General features: G+C 64.6%; 12 protein-coding genes. 9 read left to right on the top strand and 3 right to left on the bottom strand.

The window, feature by feature from the left end:
• Window positions 1-180: 180 nt before the first annotated feature.
• From AABM55_RS19905 to AABM55_RS19875, 7 genes are all read left to right on the top strand, one after another.
• Complete coding sequence (locus AABM55_RS19905; RefSeq protein ID WP_347927454.1) at window positions 181-1,617, top strand: mechanosensitive ion channel family protein; 1,437 nt, start codon at window positions 181-183, stop codon at window positions 1,615-1,617.
• Window positions 1,618-2,077: 460 nt separating this feature from the next.
• Window positions 2,078-2,518, top strand: a complete 441-nt coding sequence (locus AABM55_RS19900) for a carboxymuconolactone decarboxylase family protein (RefSeq protein ID WP_054596457.1) — start codon at window positions 2,078-2,080, stop codon at window positions 2,516-2,518.
• A 107-nt stretch (window positions 2,519-2,625) separates the two neighbouring features.
• Window positions 2,626-6,309 carry a DUF4132 domain-containing protein gene (locus tag AABM55_RS19895; protein WP_347927451.1) on the top strand — a complete coding sequence of 1,228 codons (3,684 nt, stop codon included), beginning with the start codon at window positions 2,626-2,628 and terminating at the stop codon, window positions 6,307-6,309.
• 33 nt (window positions 6,310-6,342) lie between these two features.
• Window positions 6,343-7,443: an AAA family ATPase gene (locus tag AABM55_RS19890; RefSeq protein ID WP_054596459.1), complete on the top strand. Its 1,101-nt coding sequence runs from the start codon at window positions 6,343-6,345 to the stop codon at window positions 7,441-7,443.
• Window positions 7,427-9,895 (top strand): DUF5682 family protein, encoded by a 2,469-nt coding sequence (locus AABM55_RS19885; RefSeq protein WP_347927449.1) that lies wholly within the window; start codon window positions 7,427-7,429, stop codon window positions 9,893-9,895. The genes AABM55_RS19890 and AABM55_RS19885 overlap by 17 nt, the downstream gene beginning before the upstream one ends.
• Complete coding sequence (locus tag AABM55_RS19880) at window positions 9,892-11,019, top strand: VWA domain-containing protein (protein WP_347927447.1); 1,128 nt, start codon at window positions 9,892-9,894, stop codon at window positions 11,017-11,019. The genes AABM55_RS19885 and AABM55_RS19880 overlap by 4 nt, the downstream gene beginning before the upstream one ends.
• Window positions 11,016-13,082 carry a hypothetical protein gene (locus AABM55_RS19875; protein WP_347927445.1) on the top strand — a complete coding sequence of 689 codons (2,067 nt, stop codon included), beginning with the start codon at window positions 11,016-11,018 and terminating at the stop codon, window positions 13,080-13,082. The genes AABM55_RS19880 and AABM55_RS19875 overlap by 4 nt, the downstream gene beginning before the upstream one ends.
• Window positions 13,083-13,088: 6 nt before the next feature.
• Here the strand turns inward: AABM55_RS19875 and AABM55_RS19870 are convergent, their stop codons facing one another.
• The 3 genes from AABM55_RS19870 to AABM55_RS19860 all read right to left on the bottom strand — a co-directional run bounded on the left by AABM55_RS19870 (window position 13,089) and on the right by AABM55_RS19860 (window position 16,669).
• Window positions 13,089-14,678, bottom strand: a complete 1,590-nt coding sequence (locus tag AABM55_RS19870) for a DHA2 family efflux MFS transporter permease subunit (RefSeq protein WP_347927443.1) — start codon at window positions 14,676-14,678, stop codon at window positions 13,089-13,091.
• Complete coding sequence (locus AABM55_RS19865; protein ID WP_103316094.1) at window positions 14,675-15,802, bottom strand: HlyD family secretion protein; 1,128 nt, start codon at window positions 15,800-15,802, stop codon at window positions 14,675-14,677. Before AABM55_RS19865 ends, AABM55_RS19870 begins: the two co-directional genes overlap by 4 nt.
• A 102-nt stretch (window positions 15,803-15,904) precedes the next feature.
• Complete coding sequence (locus tag AABM55_RS19860; RefSeq protein WP_347927441.1) at window positions 15,905-16,669, bottom strand: helix-turn-helix transcriptional regulator; 765 nt, start codon at window positions 16,667-16,669, stop codon at window positions 15,905-15,907.
• Between the two features lie 100 nt (window positions 16,670-16,769).
• Between AABM55_RS19860 and AABM55_RS19855 the strand changes: the two genes are divergently transcribed.
• Window positions 16,770-17,927 carry an MFS transporter gene (locus AABM55_RS19855; RefSeq protein WP_347927439.1) on the top strand — a complete coding sequence of 386 codons (1,158 nt, stop codon included), beginning with the start codon at window positions 16,770-16,772 and terminating at the stop codon, window positions 17,925-17,927.
• Between the two features lie 166 nt (window positions 17,928-18,093).
• Entirely contained in the window at window positions 18,094-19,764 is a 1,671-nt protein-coding gene (locus tag AABM55_RS19850; RefSeq protein WP_347930067.1) for a ShlB/FhaC/HecB family hemolysin secretion/activation protein, read from the top strand.
• The last annotated feature ends 53 nt before the right edge of the window (window positions 19,765-19,817 follow it).

Here is a 19,817-nt window from a genome sequence, read left to right as displayed (position 1 = left end):
TTGAGAAAAACCGCTGAATCGGCAAAGCACTTTTTACTGAAAATCACGAATCCAGGGGGCCGTGCGCTCAAGCGATGGTGAGTGGTGTTGTGCGGGTTGCGTTCACCTCGCAATCAAACACTCCTACACTGTGCCCAATCTGTGCGATCTTCACGCCATTGGTCTTGCTGGAGTTGCTTGATGTTGTCACTGCTCACCGATCACCCGCTGTTTTGTGCCCTGGCGCTGATTTTGCTCGACATCCTGCTGTGGCGGTTGGTAAGTGTCAGTCACTGGCAGTTGGTCGTGCGGGTGGTGATTTTTGCGTTGTTCAGCGCCGTGCTGTTCAACGAAGGCATGAACCCGATGGACGTGGCGCCTTGGCCGGAGAACGTGCCGTTGCACCTGGCCGCGACCGGATTGCAGATCGGTTGGTGGCTGTTTGGCGCGCGAACCCTGACGGTATTGCTCGGCACGGTGATGATGCAACGGGTCGGGCATACTGGCCGGCTGTTGCAGGATTTGCTCGGTGCGGTAATTTTCCTGATCGCGATCATCGCCGCCCTGGCGTATGTGCTCGATTTGCCGGTCAAAGGCGTGCTGGCGACTTCCGGTGCCCTGGCGATCATCGTCGGCCTGGCATTGCAGAGCACCCTCAGCGATGTGTTTTCCGGCATCGTGCTCAACACCACCAAACCCTATCAACTGGATGACTGGATCTCCATCGACGGCACCGAAGGCCGGGTCACCGACATCGACTGGCGGGCCACGCGGCTGCAAACCTCACAGGGCAGCATGGCGGTGATCCCCAACTCGTTGGCGGCCAAGGCCAAGATCATCAACTTCAGTCGGCCCAGCGACATTTTCGGCATTACCATCAGCCTGCAACTGAGCCCTCATGCGCGCCCGCACACGGTGATCGAAGCACTGGAGCGGGCGATGCAGGGTTGCCGGCCACTGCTCAGCAAACCGGCACCGAGCGTCTCCTTGAAAAGCTCCAGCGCCAGTGGCGTGGAATACGAGATCATCGGATTTGTATCGTCCATGGGGCAAAAGCGCGAAGTGCGCAATCTGCTGTTCGATCTGGCCTTCCGGCATTTGCGTGCATCGGGCGTGAGCCTGTTGTCGACCGCAGAAACCACAACACCGCCGGGCCTTTCACGGCCACGGGCGCTGCTCGAAAGCTCGAGTATTTTTTCGACCTTGCGTTCGGAAGAGAAAGACACCTTCAGCCAGAACATGACGCTCATCACCTTCCGTGCCGGGGAAATGATCCTGCCGGCGGGAGAGGTCAGCGATCACCTGTTCATCATCGAATCGGGCGTGGTGTCAGTGGCCTTGAGCCGTGGCGGCAAAAAGTTCGAAGCCGGGCGCATGGGGCCGGGCGAGGTGATCGGCGAGGCAGGGATTCTCTCGGATGAATCGGTGCCGGCGGACTTTTCGGCCAAGACCTTCTGCACCCTGTACCGGATCGAAAAGGAATACCTCAAACCCTGTCTCGACGCCCGCCACGACATCAACGAAGCGATGCAGGCGTTACTGGATTTCCGCTTGCACACTGCACAAACCTTGACTCAGGAAGTACCAAAAGTGGTGGAAAAGAAGGGTTTTCTGCAGTGGTTGCGTAGCCGGGCGTAGGCCGTTACGGCGCCTTCACAATGTTCTCTCGTGGGAGCAATCAAAAACCCGCCAACCTCGTGAAAAGGTGGCGGGTTTTGTGTGGTCTGCGAACACTGCCCAAAGGCCGATACGGTTCCGTGGCGAGGGAGCTTGCTCCCGCTGGGTTGCGAAGCGACCCTAAAATCAGCCACCGCGAATATCCAGATAGCGCGCGATTACCGGATTACGACCGCTTCGCGGCCGAGCGGGAGCAAGCTCCCTCGCCACAATGACTGACGCCGGATTGGCTACTGCGGTGAGTTCCGTGCATCGAGGTGATCCAGCGCTCGATTCACCGCCAACCCGACCGCAGAAACGGTCGCGCCAAAAGACGGGCGGGTCAGTCATTGGCTACCTCGACTTCTGAACAATTGGCTATTTGTGCCAATCGCCGGCAGCGCTACCGTATAGCGCATCCCCACTTGCTATGGAGCTGACCATGCAATCTCGCGTCGATTTCTACACCGCCTCGCCGGATGCCCTCAAAGCCATGATCGCGCTGGAAAGCGCGGTGACAAAACTGCCGCTGGAAAAGTCGCTGATCGAACTGGTCAAGCTGCGTGCCTCGCAAATCAATGGCTGTGCCTTTTGCGTCGACATGCACACTGCCGATGCACGCAAAGGGGGCGAGACCGAGCGCCGCCTGTATGCGGTGTCGGTCTGGCGTGAAACGCCGTTCTTCACCCCGCGTGAACGCGCCGCCCTGGCCTGGACCGAGTCGCTGACCCTGATCAGCCAGACCCACGCCCCGGACGCCGACTACGAGCTGCTGGCCAGCGCGTTCAGCCCCAGCGAAATGGTCGACCTCACCGTGGCAATCTCCACCATCAATAGCTGGAACCGCCTGGCCGTGGGCTTCCGCAAGCTGCCGCAGGCATAAGCAACCGGCCCGGGCAGGGCCCCGGCTGCACAGGCCGCCCTGCCGCCAAGGGAAATTGTGTTGTATCCTGCGCGCCCGAAACGGACCGATAGCGAACAGGACGACGCATGCTCAAATGGATAGGCAAGGTATTGGGTGGGGCCAGCGCAACGCCGGCCGCAGCGGCGAGCAACGTGCCGGGCGATGTCTGGCTGCAGCGCCTGCAGACCTACCTCGAACCCCTTGACCACTTGCCCGATAACGGCGGCCGCGCCGGCCTGGCCGAGGCGATCCTGACCTATGTGCGCCAGGGCGATGGGCCGCAGGTCCTGGCCGAACTGGGCCAGCGCTACGCCGTCGCCAACTACCTCCACATATTGAGCGGGCACGAGTGCCGGGTCGGCAGCCTCGGGCCGCAGCTGTATCACGATCTGACCGATGTCGACCCGGCCCAGCTATTGCGCTGGGCGCGGGTGCTGCAAGCCTGTCCGGCACGCCGCTTCGGCATCGCCATGGCCGACGGCAGCCATTGGCCGGAGCTGCTCCTGACCCACAGCGTCGAGCTGTTGCGCGACCCGCAGACCGATGAAACCCGCATCGTCCAGCGCATCAGCGCCCCCTTGATGGAGACCCTGCTGCTGGAGGCGCACCTGCCGCCCTCGGCGCTGCTGACCGCGTGTTTCAGCGGCTCGAATGACGCCTACCGTCAGGGCTACGGCATCTACCTGGTGCCCTATATGGACGGCTATTCGCAGTGGGTGCTGCGCCATGTCGAGGCGCTGCGGCCGTTGCTGCTGGCGGGGGACATGTACCTCAAGCACCAGGTCCTGAACCTGATGAGCGACCTCGATCCGCCGGTCATGACCGCCATGGCCGGTGAGCTGTGTGAAATGGCCTGTGGCGGCAATCGCGAAGTGCGTGAACAGGCGGCTCCGCTGCTGCTCAAGTGCCAGCGCGGCGCCCTGCAACCCCTGACCCTGATGATCCAGGGCGGCAAGCCCGAGCAGCGCGCCCATGCCCTGCGCCTGCTGTGGGCCCTGGCCAACCAGTTGGCTGACCCGCCCCTGCGCGCCGAGGCCCGGGCCCTGGCCGAAGCCGACCGTGCGGCCTCGGTGCGCGGCCTGCTCGCTGAGTGGGACGCCGAGCCTGCCCACGAGCAGGGGCCGGTCCACTACAGCGGCCCGGTGATTGATTGGGCGGTGGTGCTGACCCCTGAACGCCTGGAAGTCGTCGACCAACTGTGGGCCGACCTCAATCAGCTGATCGACCGGGATAACGAGAGCAACATCGAGTACTACGCCGCCCACCCGGAGAAAAAAACCGCCGGCAAGCCGGAGCTGTGGCCCAACTACAGCGTCGCAGCCCTGAACCAGCTCAAGGCGTTTTTGGCCTCGACCGAAGTGGTGCCGCCGGCGTCCCGTGATCTGCCGCAAGACCATAGCGAGTACTTTTCCCGCTCGGCGATGCAGGCCTTCGCCGACAGCGAGGAGTTGACGGGGGTGATGGCGTTCAAGGTCCTGGATTTCTGCAACGCCCTGGGCAGTGGCGAGGGCTGCCTGAGCAACATCAGCTGTCGCGCGTTGGAGCAAGCCTATCAACAGGACGACTCGCTGAGCCTGATGGCCCTGGCACAGATGCTCGAGGACCGTGGCCGCAACGGCGACAGCCTGCTGCAGGATTGCTTCAATGGCGGGTTCGCCGAGGATTGGGATGCCGACGCGGTGGCGCCGTATTTTGCCCTGCACCAGGGCTGGCTGGAGCAGGCGCTGGCGGCCCTGGAGGTGTATCGCACCGACGCGTTGTATGCCGCGGTGGTCAAGATGGCACCGCCGCCCGCATCGTTGATCAACCGCCTGTTCGAGATCGCCCTGGGCTCCAACCAGGGTGAGCGGGCCCAGGCCCAGCGCGCCCTGGAACAGCTGCCGGGCAAGGAGGCGCACCTGATTGCCGCCCTCGGCTCGGGCAAGTCCGAGGTCCGGCTGCTGGCCACCAAATGGCTCGGCAACCTGGGCCACCAGCCGGCGATCCCGGCCCTGGAACAGGCCCTGAAAAAGGACAAGAACGACGGCGTGCGCACCGCCATGATCGAAGCTCTGGAGCAAATGGGCCAGCCGGTGGAGCAGTACCTGGACCGCGAGCAATGGGTCATCGACACCAGCAAGGCCATGGCCAAGGGCGCGCCCAAGGACCTGGCATGGTTCCCCTGGGACGCCTTGCCCGAATTGCGCTGGGCCGATACTCAGGAGCCGGTTCCGGCCCCGGCGGCCCAGGGGCTGCTGGCCCAGGCGGTCAAGCTCAAGTCGGCGCAGCCGGGGGCGTTGCTGCGGCGCTTCTGCGGGATGTTCGAAGCCCGCGGCCGCGAGCGTTTCGGCCAGTTCGTGCTGGACACCTGGCTGGCCGAAGACACCCGGCCGATCCCGCTGGAGCAGGCCCAGCAGTTGGCCGAGCGGCATGCCACGAGCACCCTGTTTTTCATCCAGCGCTACCCGGACGACTACAAGGACAGCCCGCACCTGGGCAAGAGCCTGGACGAGCTGAGTGCGAGCTTCCTGCCGCGTTTCATGCGCCAGCCCCAAGGCTCGGCGGCGGCCAGCAAAGGCTTGCTGGCGGTGGCGGCGGCCTGCGCCGGGGCCGATGCAGCGGCGCCGGCCGGGCGTTACCTCAAGGAGTTCTATGGCACCCGCGCGTCCCAGGGCAAGGCGCTGATCGCCATGCTGGCCTGGATCGAGCACCCGTCCGCGACCCAGTTGTTGCTGTCCATTGCCAGTCGCTTCCGCACCGCAGGCTTTCAGGAAGAAGCCATCCTGCAAGCCCGGGCCCTGGCCGAACGCAACCACTGGACCCTGGCCCAGCTGGCGGACCGCACCTTGCCTTCGGCCGGCTTCGACGAGCACGGCCTGCTGGAGCTGAGTTACGGCGAACGGCTGTTCAGCGCGCGCTTGCTGGCTGACTTCAAGATCGAGCTGTACAACCCCGACGGCAAGAAAATCGCCGCCTTGCCCGACCCGCGCCAGGACGACGACGCCGACGAAGCCAAGGAGGCGAAGAAGCAGTTCGCCAGTGCCAAGAAGTCCCTGGCCAGCATCGTCAAGCAGCAGACCGAGCGCCTCTACGAAGCCCTGTGCACCGGCCGCGAGTGGCCGTACGCCGACTGGCAGCGTTACCTCAACCAGCACCCGATCATGCGCCGGCTGTTGCAGCGCCTGGTCTGGGTGCAGGTCGAGGGGGACCGGGTACTGGCCAGCTTCCGCCCGCTGGACGATGGCAGCCTGACCGATTGCGAGGACAACCCGCTGACCCTGGCCGACGACGCCCAGGTGCGCCTGGCTCATGACTCGCTGCTGGGCGCCGAGGAACTGCTCCAGTGGCAGCAGCACCTGGTGGACTACGAAGTGACGCCGCTGTTCCAGCAGTTGGGCAAGGGCGTCTATCAGTTGCCCGAAGGGCAGGGCGACGCCCATTCTATCGAAGACTTCAAGGGCCACCTGCTGGAAGCCTTCGCCCTGCGCAGCCACGCGCTGAAGCTCGGCTATACCCGGGGCGCGACCGAGGATGCCGGCTGGTTCTACACCTATGAAAAGTCCTTTGTCAGCCTCGGGCTGTCGGCCGATATCCGCTTTACCGGCAACCCGCTGCCGGAGAGCAACCGCACCGTGGCCCTGGTCGACCTGACGTTCTACCGCGGCCGCTACAGCATGCCCCTGGCTGAGGTGCCGACGATTCTGCTCTCGGAGTGCTACCACGACCTGCGCTCGATCGCCGCCCAGGGCACAGGGTTCGACCCGGACTGGGAAAAGAAAAGTGAATACTGAAAGCCTGGCACGCCACCGTAAAGGACCACGCCCATGACCCCTGCGCCTGGCGCAATGCTCAAGGCCCCGGCCGAACAGGCCCACGCCGCTGAACTGGCGCGCCTGCAACAGCACGACAGCGGCCCGCGCCCCATCGGCTGGCGCCTGTCACCGCGCGCGGTGCGCGGGTTTATCCTCGGCGACGGGCCGTTGCAGGTGCGGCGCAAGTTCTATGGCGACGATGCCCTGATCGACCGCTGTATCGTGACCCTGATGAGCAACCGTGGGTTGATGCTGGTGGGCGAGCCGGGGACCGCCAAGTCGATGCTCTCCGAGCTGCTGGCGGCGGCGATCAGCGGCCAGTCGTTGTGCACGGTGCAGGGCACGGCCGGGACCACCGAGGAGCAGATCCGTTATTCGTGGAACTACGCCTTGCTGCTGGCCGAAGGTCCGACCCAGCGCGCCCTGGTGCGCGGCCCGATGTATGAGGCGATGCGCAGCGGCAGCCTGTGCCGGATCGAAGAAATCACCCGCATGCAGCCCGAGATCCAGGACAGCCTGATCAGCCTGCTCTCGGACAAAGTGCTGCACGTGCCCGAACTCAAGGACGAGGAGGCCACGGTGTTTGCCGCGCCGGGGTTCAATATCCTGGCCACCGCCAACCTGCGTGACCGGGGCGTGCATGAAATGTCCAGCGCCCTCAAGCGCCGCTTCAACTTCGAAACCGTGCGCCCCATCAGCGACCGGCGCCTTGAAACCCAGCTGGTGCGCGAGCAGACCGAAGCCTTGTTGCAACAGGCCCAGGTCAAGGTCGACTTCAGCCCTGACGTGCTCGAACTGCTGGTGACCGCGTTCAACGACCTGCGCCATGGTGCCACCGCCGAAGGCACGGTGCTGGAGAAACCCAGCGCGGTGATGTCGGCCGCCGAAGCGGTGGCAGTGGGGTACGCCGCCAGCCTGGATGCCCACTACTTCGGCAACGGCGTGGTCGGCGGCGAGCATATTGCCCGGCAACTGATCGGCACCGTGCTCAAGGACAACCCCGAGGACGGCGGCAAGCTGCGCCACTATTTCGACGTGGTGGTGCGCCAGCGGGCCCAGCGCCAACCGCAATGGCAGCGGGTGCTCGAGGCGCGACGTGAGCTTGATCGCTGATGCGTCCCTGGCCGGCACCGGGCTAGACAGCGGGCTAGACAGCGCCAGCCTGCGCGCCCTGGGCCAGAGCCTGGCCAGCGATGAGTTGATTGTGTTTGCCGTGCGCCACCACAGCCCCGGTTGCGCCTGGCAATTGCAGCAACTGTTCGCCAGCCATCCGCCGAGCGTGGTGCTGGTGGAAGGGCCGCGGTCCTTCGACCCGTTGCTGCCGCTGCTGGTACACCCCGAAGCGCAGATGCCCCTGGCGATCTACACCTACGCCGTGGGCGGCGCGGCGGCGGATTCGCGGCGCGCAGCCTATTACCCGTTCTGTGACTATTCGCCGGAGCTGGTGGCCCTGCGCGCCGCAGCGGCCCAGGGCATTCCCGCACGCTTTATCGACCTCGACTTTGCCGAGCAATGCGCCCTGGAGGCGTCGCCGCCCGAGGTGGAACTCCGCCAGGATTCGCTGCTCGACGAGGGTCATTACCGGCGCAGCGAACACCTGCAACGCCTGGCCGGCCAACTGGGCTGCCGCGACCACGAAGAACTCTGGGAGCACCTGTTCGAGGTGCCGGCTACCCGGCTCGATTGGCCCGAGCACCTGACCCGGGTCGCGGCCTATTGCCAACTGGCGCGCCTGGATTGCAGCCACGACGAGCTGCACGTCGACGGCACCCTGGCCCGTGAGGCGGAAATGGCCTGGCATATCCAGCAGGCCCTGGCCGCCCGGCGTCCGGGAGAGGGGCCGGTGCTGGTGGTGGTCGGTGGCTTGCACGCGGTGGCGCTGCCGGGCTTGCTGGCGACCGGGGTCGAGCGGCCGGCCATCAGCCGCGCCGGGCTGACCGATGAAGCCAGCGCGCTGATCCGCTACAGCTTCGACCGCCTGGAGCGCCTCAATGGTTACGCCGCCGGCATGACCGCGCCGGCCTGGCACCAGCGGCTGTGGCACGCCCAGCTCAAGCACCTGCAACGCAGCGCGCAGGCCCCGGCTCGGCCACGGCAGGCAGCGGCCCTGGAGCTGTTGTTCGAGGTCGCGGAAAAACTCCGCGAGCAGGACGTGGCGCTGCCTTTGCCGACCCTCACCGCCGCCTACGAACAGATGCTGCGCCTGGCCACCCTGCGCGGGCGCGATGCGCCGATCCGGGTGGATGTCGACGACGCCATCCTCAGTTGTTTTATCCAGGGCAATGCCGACGCCGACGGCGTTCGGGTGCGGCAAGTGGCCCGCGCCTGTTTCACCGGCCAGGCCTTGGGCCGGGTGCCGCCCGGGGCCGGCACGCCGCCGTTGGTCAGGGACGTGGAATACCGTGCCCGGCACCAGCGCCTGAAGCTGCACGACTCGCAGCCGCGCCGGGTGGTGCTGGACCTGTACCGGCGCGCCGAACACCGGCGCAGCAGCCAGTTGCTGCATGGCCTGCTGTTGTTGGGCATCCCCTTTGCCTGGCGCACCGGCGGCCCGGATTTTGTCGACGGCCACGGTTTGCATCTGCTCCAGGAACACTGGGAGTACGCCTGGACGGCCAGCACCGAAGGTGCGCTGGTGGAAGCGTCGGTGTATGGCGCGACCCTGCCCCAGGCGGTGGCCAATCGCTTCGCCCAGCGCCTGGAGCAACAGACCGGCGACGGCGTGGCCGATGCCCGGGGCGCGGCGGTGCTGTTGGTGCAGGCCTGTGTGCTGGGGCTGCATGAGCAGTTGGCCACGCCCTTGCAGCGCCTGGCGGAAGCCATTGGCGCCGACCCGGTATTCGCCTCGCTGGTGGCGGCCACGGCCAGCCTGTCGCTGCTGCTGGAGTCCCACGAGCCGTTGCAGGCCGCGCACCTGCCGGGCTTGCCGGGGTTGCTGCGTAGTGCTTATCAGCGCGCCACCTACCTTGGCGCCCAAGGCGTGAGCGAGGCCGAGGCCACGGGCCATGTGGCCTGCCTGGTGCAGTTGCGCGAATTGCTGGCCGGGGCCGCGGGTGCGGAGCTGGATCAGGCGTTGTACTGGGCCCTGGTCAGCCAGTTGCACCAGCAGCCCAACCTGCTGTTGCGGGGTGCCTGTGCCGGCTTGCTGTACCTGGCCGGGCGCTTGTCCGAAGCACAACTGGCCACTGAACTGGCCGGGCACCTGCATGGCCTGCGTCAACCCCAGGAAGCCGTGGCCTACCTGCGCGGCTTGCTGTCCACCGCCCGCGAGAGCGCCTGGCAGATCCCCAGCCTGCTAGAGGTGCTGGACCAATTGCTCAACCAGTGGGGCGAGGCGCAGTTTGTCGCCTGCCTGCCGGAGCTGCGCCTGGCCTTTGCCGAAATGACCCCGCGTGAAACCGACCGTATCGCAACCCGAGTCGCCCAGTTGCATGGCGCCGATGATCTGGGCCGGCTACGCCATGCAATGCTGCATGCCGATCAGGTCCAGGCCAACCTGCGCCTGTCGCAAAGCCTGGCCCTGGTGTTGCAAGGCGACGGCCTCGCCCCCTGGATGACGCCATGACCCCCCTCGAACGCTGGCGCCTGGTGCTGGGCAAATATGCCGATAAACCTCTGCGTGACGCCGCCGGCGGCGCCGGGCTGGAAGGCCAGGCGGCGCGCATGGACGTGGCACTGGAATACCTCTACGGCCGTGAATACCAGGGCCGGGGCTTACGCGAAGACGCTCGCGCCGGTTCCCTCGACCCGACCCAATTGACCCTGGTGACCTGGCTGGGTGAGGTGCGCGAGCTGTTCCCGGTGGACACCGTGGAGGTGATCGAGCAGCACGCCCTGGACCGCTACGGCCTGACCGAGCTGGTCACCGATCCCCAGGCCCTGGAGCGCCTGGAACCCAATCAACAGCTGCTGCGCACCTTGCTCGCCCTGCGCGGGCACTTGCAGGGCGATGTGCTGGTGATGGTGCGGCGCATCATTCGCCAGGTGGTGGAAGAGATTCGCAAGCGGCTGGAACCGCAGGTGCGCCAGGTGCTGTCCGGGCGCCTCAACCGCCAGCGCCATTCCCCCATGGCCGTGGCCCGCAATTTCGATGCCCTGGGCACCCTGCGGCGCAACCTCAAGCACTACGATGTCGAACGCCAGCGGCTGGTGGTGGAGAAGCTGTTTTTTTTCCAGCGCAACAGCCGGCGCCTGCCGTGGGACATCATACTTTGCGTGGACCAGAGCGGGAGCATGGCCGACTCAGTGATCCACAGCGCGGTGATGGCCGGGATTCTCGCCGGGCTGCCGGCGCTGCGGGTCAAGGTGGTGGTGTTCGACACCGACGTGGTCGACCTCAGCGAGCACGCAGGCGACCCGGTGGAAACCCTGATGCGCGTGCAACTGGGGGGCGGCACCGATATCGGCAAGGCCCTGCGCTATTGCAGCCAGTTGCTGGAAAACCCCCAGCGCACGGTGCTGGTGCTGGTCAGTGACTTCTACGAAGGGGCATCGCCCAATGAGCTGCTGCGCACCGTCAAGCAACTGGCCGAGGCTCGGGTGACCCTGCTCGGGCTGGCCGCTCTCGACGACCAGGCCAACCCCGATTACGACCGGCAGATGGCCACCAACCTTGCCGCCTACGGCATGCAGATCGCCGCCATGAGCCCGCAGCGCCTGGCCCACTGGCTGCTCAAGGTGATCTCATGAGCCTGCGCCCGGAGCTGCTGGCGCAACTGCTGAGTTTTGACGACGAAGCCTTTGTTGCCCTGGCCAATCGCGGCCTGTTGCGCCGCGCTTATAAAGATTTGGAAAGCAACCCGCCACGGCTGCTGGAGGAGGGCGCGGAGCACTTGCTGCTGGAGTGCGGTCCTTATCAACTGCGCTTTGATCAGCGCGGGCCGGCCTTTGCCCAGTGCAGTTGCCCGGCCAGCGGCGTGTGCCAGCACATCCTGGCCTGTGCCCTGGGCTTGCGCGAGATTTTGGCCGAGCAGGGTCCGCCGCTGGCGCCTGGAGCCGAGCCAGAACCCGCGCCGGATCAGCGTCAGGCACTGTTGAACAGCTTGCTCACGCTGCCCCATGCCGAGTTGCTCAAGCATGGGGGCAAGCCGGGTTATCGCTGGGCCTGGCAGTTCGTCATGGACCTGGATCTGGAGCAGGAGCTGCACCTGGGTGGCGAGCACAATCTGACCCTGACCCTGGGCACGCCACCCCTGACCCTGCGCTATATGGGCGGCCCCCTGGGCGGCATGCTCGCCGACCAGCGCAGCGGCGCCCTGGAGAAGTACCAGGTGGCGGCGGTGCTGGCGCTGCGCCGTATGCAAGGGCTGGAGCTGATCGCGCCCGTCCCCCTGGGCGGCGCCAATGCCGAGTCGAGCCCGACCCTTCGGGAGGCCACTCGCAGCCGTTTGCGCCAGGGCGCGCGGCAGTTGCTGGAAGAGTCGGTGGCGGTGGGCCTGGCCCATTTGTCCCAGGCCATGCAGCAGCGCTACGTGACCCTGGCGGTGTGGGCCCAAGGCGCCGATTACCCGCGCCTGGCCCTGTCGCTGCGGCGCCTGGCGGATCAGGTGCAACTGCTGCTGGAGCGGGCGGCCGGGGCCGATGGCCAGCGCCTGTTCGATGAACTGAGCCGCTGTTATGCCTTGCTCCAGGCCTTGACCAGCGCCGCGCAACGTGGCGAAGAGCCGGCGCGCCTGCTGGGCCAGGCGCGCAGCCAGTACACGCCGTCGACGGCCCTGGAACTGTGGGGGCTGGGCGCCAATGCCTGGCGCTCGGCGTCCGGTTACCAGGGCTTGAGCCTGGTGTTCTGGAGCCCGGCGCAGCAGGGTTTTTTGTCCTGCACCGAGGCCCGGCCCGAGCTGCAACGCGGCTTCAACCCGTTGCTGCGCTACCGCAATCCGGGCCCCTGGAGCGGTCTGCTGTCGCCGGCCCATGCCAGCGGCCGGCGGCTGTCGTTGATGGGCGCCCAGGTCAATGGCGACGGGCGCCTGTCGGTGGCCGAGTCGGTACAGGCCGCAGTGCTTGAGCCATTGACCGCGGTGCAGTGGCAGCAACTGCCGGCGGCAGCGGATTGGAGCGCCTTGCTCCTGGCGCGTTCGGCCCAGCGCCGCAGCCTGCTGACCCCGGCGCGGCCGATGAACGACTGGGCGTTGTTGCAACCGGCCGCCGTGGGGACGGTGCAGTTCGACAGCACACGCCAGACCCTGGTCTGGCCGCTGCACGACCATCAGGGCGCGACCCTGTGGGTCGAATTGCGCTATTCGGCCTACACCCGGCACGCCATCGGCCGGATCGAGCAAGTGGCTGGCGAACCCTGGATCGAGGGTTCACAGCTGGTGGCGCGGGTCTATGAACACGCGGGCAGGCTGATTGCCGAGCCCTTGAGCCTGATTCGAGCCGATGCCGCCCCAGGCCAGCCGTTGCTCGATGCGCTGCATTTCGATTTGGCACCTGCCACTGCGACGCCGCTGGCGGCTGTGGATGAGGCACTGGACTCGCCGGTGCAGGAGGTGTTGCTGCCGAGCTGCCACCTGCTGCCGGAGTTCGCCGGCTGGTTGTGCCAGCAGGCCGAGCGCGGGGTGGACCCGCAAGTGGCGTCGGGTGTCGACCAGGCCTTGCAGCAGCGCGGCCTGACCCTGCGCGCGGCGGGCTACAGCGCCTTTGAACGCATGGCGCCGGAGGCCGGGGTGCCGGCGCGGCTGATCATTGCCCACTACCTGTGCCTGCAATACCAGCACTTGCAGGCCGCCGGTGGCGACATTCCAGCCAGTTGAAGCGTCTCAGTGATCGGCCACGGGCGCCGCGGGCGGTGCCACCTTGCGCATCAGTGGCACCATGGCGGTGGCGACGATAAAGCACAGCATGATCATCAAAAACGCATCGCCATAGGTTTGCGTCTGGGCTTCGCGGTAGGTCAGCAGCCACAGTTGGTGCAGGCTGGCTGTCACGCCCGCGTCGCCGCTCTGACCCAGGGCGGCGAAGTTGCTGCCGACCTGTGACAGCCACTGGTTCATGGCTTCATTGCTGCTGTTGAGGTGCTCGGCCAGTCGCGTGAAGTGCAGGTTGGTGCGGTCATTGAGGATCGTCGCGCAGGCGGCAATACCAATCGCACCTCCCAGGTTGCGCATCAGGTTGAACAACCCCGATGCGTGCTTCAACCGCGCCGGGGCCAGCCCGCCCAGGGTCAGCGTCACCGCCGGTGGCACCGCCAATTGCTGGGCAATTCCGCGCAACGCTTGCGGCAGTATCAACTCCCGCGCGCCCCAGTCATGGGTGATCGGGCTGAAGTCCCACATCGACAATGCGAACAGCCCAAGGCCGGCCATCATGATCCAGCGCAGGTCGACGCGGTTGGCCAGAAAGGCATACAGCGGAATCGCCATGATCTGGAACACCCCGGTGGAAAACACTGCCAGACCAATGTCCAGTGCCCCATAACCGCGCACCCGGCCGAGGAACAGCGGTGTCAGGTAAATGGTCGCGAACAGACCGATCCCGGTGACAAATGAAAAGAAGCAGCCGAGGGCAAAGTTGCGGTCTTTCAGCGCCCGCAGATCAACGATTGGATTGTTGACGTGCAAGCTCCGGCCGATAAACGCCAGGCCCGCCAGCCCGGAAATCCACGCGGTGGTCAGAATCGTCTGGTCGCTGAACCAGTTCCAGCGCGGACCTTCCTCCAGGGTGTATTCCAGGCACCCGAGAAACAGCGCCATGAACACCATGCTCAGGTAATCCGCGCCCTTGAGCAGGGACAATTCCGGCTGGTCGATTTTCACCAGCATCGGCACCGCGACGGCGACGAAAATCCCCGGCACCAGGTTGATGTAGAACAGCCAGTGCCAGGACGACACGTCGGTGATCCAGCCGCCAATCACCGGCCCCAGGGTCGGCGCCAATGAGGCCACTGCACCGATGGTCGCGGCAGCGATCACCCGTTGTTTGCCGGTGAAGAAAAAGAATGCCGTGGTGAACACCAGCGGGATCATCGAGCCGCCAAGAAAACCTTGCAGGGCGCGGAAGGCGATCATGCTCTGGATGTTCCAGGCCGCGCCGCAGAGCAAGCTGGCCAGGGTGAAACCAACCGCTGAGACGCAGAATAGCCAACGGGTGGAAAACACCCGCGATAACCACCCTGACAGCGGAATCACGATGATTTCGGCGATCAGGTAGCTGGTCTGCACCCAGGCGGTTTCGTCGGTACCGGCCGAGAGCCCGCCGCCGATGTCACGCAGCGAGGCTGAAACAATCTGGATATCCAGCAGCGCGATGAACATGCCGATGCACATCGTGGCGAAGGCAAACACTTTGGTCGCCGTTGCCATGTTCGCGGCATTGAACGGTATTGCCTGGGCGATGAGGGCGCGGCTCATGGTGCGCTGGCCCGGGCTATGGCAACGGTGGTTTCCTTGGGCGCGGTTTTGGTATCAACCGAGGCGGTCACCGACAGCCCCGGACGTAATTGGCCGAGCACGCCGTCGGCCGGATCGAGGAGGATCCGCACCGGCACTCGCTGGACGATTTTGGTGAAGTTGCCGGTGGCGTTTTCCGGTGGCAACACACTGAACTGCGCGCCAGTGGCTGGTGCCAGGCTGTCGAGGTGACCATGGAACTCACGCCCCGAGAGCACGTCGGCATGAATGCTCACGCGCTGTCCCGGCACCATGTGCGCGAGCTGATCCTCCTTGAAGTTGGCATCGACCCAGAGTCCGCTGGCCGGTACCACCGAGAGCAGTTGCGAGCCGGCCTGGGCATAGGCGCCAACCCGCGCCCGACGGTTGCCGATCACCCCGTCGACCGGCGCGCGCAGTTCGGTGTAGCCGAGGTTCAGCTGGGCCAAATCACGTTCGGCACGCGCCTGCATCAACGCCGCCTTGGCTTGTTGCTTGCGGGTGGCGATCACGTCGAGCTGCCGCTGCGTTGCGAGTAACTCGGCTTGTGCCCTGGCACTCAGCGCTTGAGCCGTCTTGAAGGTGGCATCGGCGCGTTGCGCGCTTTCCACCGACACTGCATTACTGCCGACCAGCTTTTTGTAGCGGGCATTGTCATCCCGCGAGCGGGCGGTTTCCGCACCGGCGGCATCGATCCCGGCACGCGCCTGACCGATCACTGCATGCTGCAATTGCTCCGTGGCATCGAGATTGGCGAGCAGCGCTTCTTGCGCCGCAACGGCGCCTTCGGCCTTGGCCAGGCTGGCGCGATAGTCGCGTGAATCAAGGCGGATCAGCAGGTCGCCAGCCTTGACGCGTTGGTTGTCGGTCACCAGCACTTCTTCGACATAACCGGCGACTTTCGGCCCGATCACCGTCACGTCGCCACCGATGTAGGCGTCGTCGGTTTCTTCGATGAAGCGGCCGCTGGTCCACCAGTGCGAACCGTAGAGGGCGATCAACGCCAGGGCAAAGAGGCCCGCAACGGCGAGCAGTAGGCGCTTGAGCAGAGGCGGGCGCGCAGGTTGCACGGCAAGGGAAGGATCAACGGCGTTCAGGTTGGTCATGGCAATCCCCTATGGGGTAGCAGTCGTTATTACGATCATAATATGATGCAAGTAATATTTTCTGACAAATGATTTTTCCGGCCGCTCGTCGGTTGCCGATGATCATTTGAAATAAGTGCCTGGCGTCTTGCCGGTCATGGCCTTGAAAAAGGCGATGAACACGCTGTCGCTGGCAAAGCCCAGTTCAAAAGCGCTGTAACTGATGTTGCGACCGGTAGCGAGCAGTTCGATGGCGCGCATCAGTCGCCACTGCTGTCGCCACTGTTGATAACCCATGCCGGTTTCCCGCTGGAAAATCCGCCCGATGGTTTTGCTGCTGGCGCCGACCCTTGTCGCCAATACCTGCAATTGCGGCGGCAGTTGTTCGGGGAGGCTCAGCAACGGCGCCAGGCGTTTATCCCGAGGCAAGGGCAGCAGCATCGGCTGGTGGATGGCTTCGCGGATTTCACTCAGGCACAGCCCGAGCAAATGCACGAATTTGCCCTGACGCCAATCTGTGTCGAACGGGGCCATGGCGATCGGCTCCAAGACCGCACGCAGCAATGGGCTGACCTCGATCACGCAGACTTGATGGGGTAATTGAGTCGAGAGTGGCGGCGTCAGGTAAATGGACCGGTAGTCGACGCTCTGTTGCATCACCGCTCGATGGCGCACTCGTGGTGGAATCCATGCCGCGCGCGATGGCGGTAACAGGCAGAGTTGATCGGCCAGGGTAATCCGGGTGCAGCCCCGGCGGGTGAACAGCAATTGCCCGCGCTGATGCTGGTGCAGGCCCGAGTCGTGGTCGCCCAGGCTTGCGGCAATGCCGATGACATCGGCCTCATGAGTGTCCGGGTCGAAGGGGGTTTGTGCTTCAAGCCAGGCCATGAGGTTGTCCGATTTCAGTGGTTTGTTGTCCGGGTCTGGATAATACGTCAGTGACGGCTCCTTAAAATCACCGCCAGTCCTTCTTGGTGAGTAAGCCGTCATGAATTCAAACAACCTGTTGCGCCTGGCCGTTGCCTTGTTGATGTTCGGACAGATCGCGCAAACCCTCTACAGCCCTGCGCTGGCCGATATTGGCCGGGCATTTGAAGTGACGTCCGCAGCCGCTGCGCAGGTCCTGTCGGTGTATTTCCTGGCGTTCGCTGCTGGTGTCGTGGTGTGGGGGCGGCTTTGTGATCGCATCGGTCGGCGACCGGCGATGCTCGCCGGTCTGGCGTTGTATGCCTTGGCCTCGGTCATGGCGCTGGGTGTCAGTACTTTCAGTGGTCTGCTGGCGGCGCAAGCGCTGGCGGCCTTTGGTGCAGCGGTCGGTTCGGTAGTGACGCAAACCTTGTTGCGCGACTGCTTCAGTGGCCAGGCGCTGGCCCGAGTGTTTTCGATGGTGGGCATGGCGCTGGCGATCAGTCCGGCGTTGGGTCTGTTTATCGGCACCAGCCTGGTCAGCGGGTTTGGCTATCGAGGCGTATTGGTTTGCCTGCTGATACTGGCATTGATTCTGTTCGGCTGGAGCGCCTGGACCTTGCCGGAAACCCGACCGGACAACGTCTCGATACCACCGTTGTTCGCTACCTTGCGGCGGATGCTGCAAGACGTGGCGATCTGGCGTGCGGCGTCATTGGTGGCAGTGTTCAACATCGCTCTGTTCAGCTATTACAGCCTGGGTCCCTTTGAGTTTCAGCGTTTGGGATTGGGTCCTGAATTGTTCGGTTATAGCGGTGTGGTCCTGGCGCTGGGATCGGGGTTGGGGGCGGCGTTGAACAAACATTTGCTCAAGCGCGGCATGAAGGTGGAGCAGCTGATCGGCATTGCGGCCGTGGTGGCATTGCTCGGCGCGCTAGGTGTACTGGGATTGCGCGCCAGCGTCTGGTTTATCGCGCCGATGCTGTTGGTGGCCCTGGCATTCGGGATGGCAATTGCGAATATCCTCGGCTCAGCGTTGACCGGTTATGGCGATCGGTTGGGTACTGCCGGTGCGCTGTTTGGCTTGATGTATTACCTGTTGATCGGCAGCGGTCTGATGCTTGCGGCCTGGAGCCAATCTTTGGGTGGGACGCTGTTGATGTGTGGGGTTCTGGCAGTGTTTTTGAGCGGGTGGATGAGCGCGTACGGCCTGATCGGCAAAAACTGTAGTGATGTTTAATTATTAAATACGACGTAGGCAACGTCTTGCATTTGTGTAGTTAGGGTTTGACTATCACGCCAATTGATAGCGTGGCATTAGGCCGGTTAATCGAATGCAAGGATGTTGAGTGCCGTTTTCGCTTTCCGTTGTCCCGCGTTTTTCCACCCCCTTCTTTCCACGTTTGTTGGCCGCGCTGCTGAGCCTGAGCATCGCTGCGCTCCAGGCTGCAGAACCCTCGGCACTCGGCCAGGAAGGGCTGCGCCAGCAACAGCAGCAACAACGCGATCTGCAACAACTGCAACTGGAACAACGTCGCCGCCAATTGCAACGCGGCAGCTTTGGGCCGGCGCCAAGTACTCCGGCGTTGCCCGCGCAGGTCACTGCCGATGAACGTTGCTGGCCCTTGAGCGGGACGCGCATTGGCGGCGTCACCTTGTTGAACCGCCATGAACTGAATGAGCAACTCAAGCCACAGATCGCTTCGTGCATGGGTGTCGGCCAGATCAATCATCTGTTGGCGACCATCACCCGCTTGTATGTGGATGCCGGTTACATCGCCAGTCGGCCGTACCTGGTCAGTGCCCCGGCAGCCGGCCAGTCGCTGGATATCCGGGTCGATGAAGGTTACGTCGAGTCCATCGAGCTGCAGGATCAGAGCTTGCCGGTCGCACTGGGCGGGGCCTTTCCCGGCATGCTCGGCAAGCCGCTGAACCTGCGCGATCTGGAGCAGGGCCTGGATCAGTTGAACCGCTTGCGCTCACTCGATCTGACGGCCGACATCGCCCCCGGCAGCCAGCCCGGTGCCTCGCGGATCATTTTGCGTTCGCGCAGCAGCGCCGCCTCACGCTGGGCCTTGGGGCTGGGGCTGGACAACCTTGGCAGCGCCAGCACCGGGCGCGATCGCGACACCTTGAGCCTGAGTCTGGACAGCCCGTTGCAGCTCAACGATTTGCTCAGCATCAATCTCAGCGACACCCTCAACCACGGCCCGCGATATAGCCGCAACGCCAGCCTGTATTACGCCATTCCGTACGGTTACTGGACGTACAGCCTGTTCGCCAGCCATGCCGAATACCGTGCACCGTTCAAACTCAGCAGCACCACGCTGTATAGCCGCGGGTTGACCGACCAGCTCAGCCTGCGCGCCGACCGTGTGTTGTGGCGTGATCAGGGGCATCAGCTCAGCGCCAGCCTGCAACTGGCGCACAAGGACGTCGACAGTTATCTGGAGAACATTCGCCTCGGCATTCAAAGCCCGACGCTGACCGTGGCCGAAGCCGGGTTGAACCTGTTCTGGCTCAACAGTGCGGTGTGGAACCTCGACATCAACTATGCCCAGGGGCTGCGTTGGTTGGGGGCGGACGACGATGCCCAGCGCCAGAACAGCAACCTGCCCAAGGCGCAGTTTCGTAAATACCGCGCGAACCTCAATCAGTGGCGCAATGGCCAGTTTGCCGGGCAAGCCTGGCAGTGGCAGAGCCAGCTCTCGCTGCAATACAGCCCCGATCCGCTGCCGGCCATCGAACAACTGCTGGGCACCGACGACTCCGCTGTTCGTGGCTACCGAGAGAACAGCGCATCCGGCGCCAGCGGAGCGATCTGGCGCAACACCCTGCGCTTGCCACTGAACAGCGGCCTGCCAGTGCAAATCACCCCGCGTCTGGGACTGGACAACGGTTGGCTCAAGGCCGAGCACGGTGCTCCAGGCCAACGGCTGAGCGGTGCCAGTGCCGGGCTCAACCTGAGCTGGAAAAACCTGCAAGTCGACATCGACTACCAACGCAGCCTCAACACGCCCAAGGGGTTTGGGAATGAACCCGAAACCTGGCTGATGCGCCTGGGCCTGCAGATATGAAAACCGTCATCCCCGACAGCCTGAAACAGCCGCGGTATCTGAGCGCGACAGCA

The sequence above is a fragment of the Pseudomonas helvetica genome (assembly GCF_039908645.1).
Taxonomy (GTDB): Bacteria; Pseudomonadota; Gammaproteobacteria; order Pseudomonadales; family Pseudomonadaceae; genus Aquipseudomonas; species Aquipseudomonas helvetica.
The sequence above is the reverse complement of the archived record's forward strand: the minus strand, read 5'-3'. Positions and strand labels throughout refer to the sequence as shown.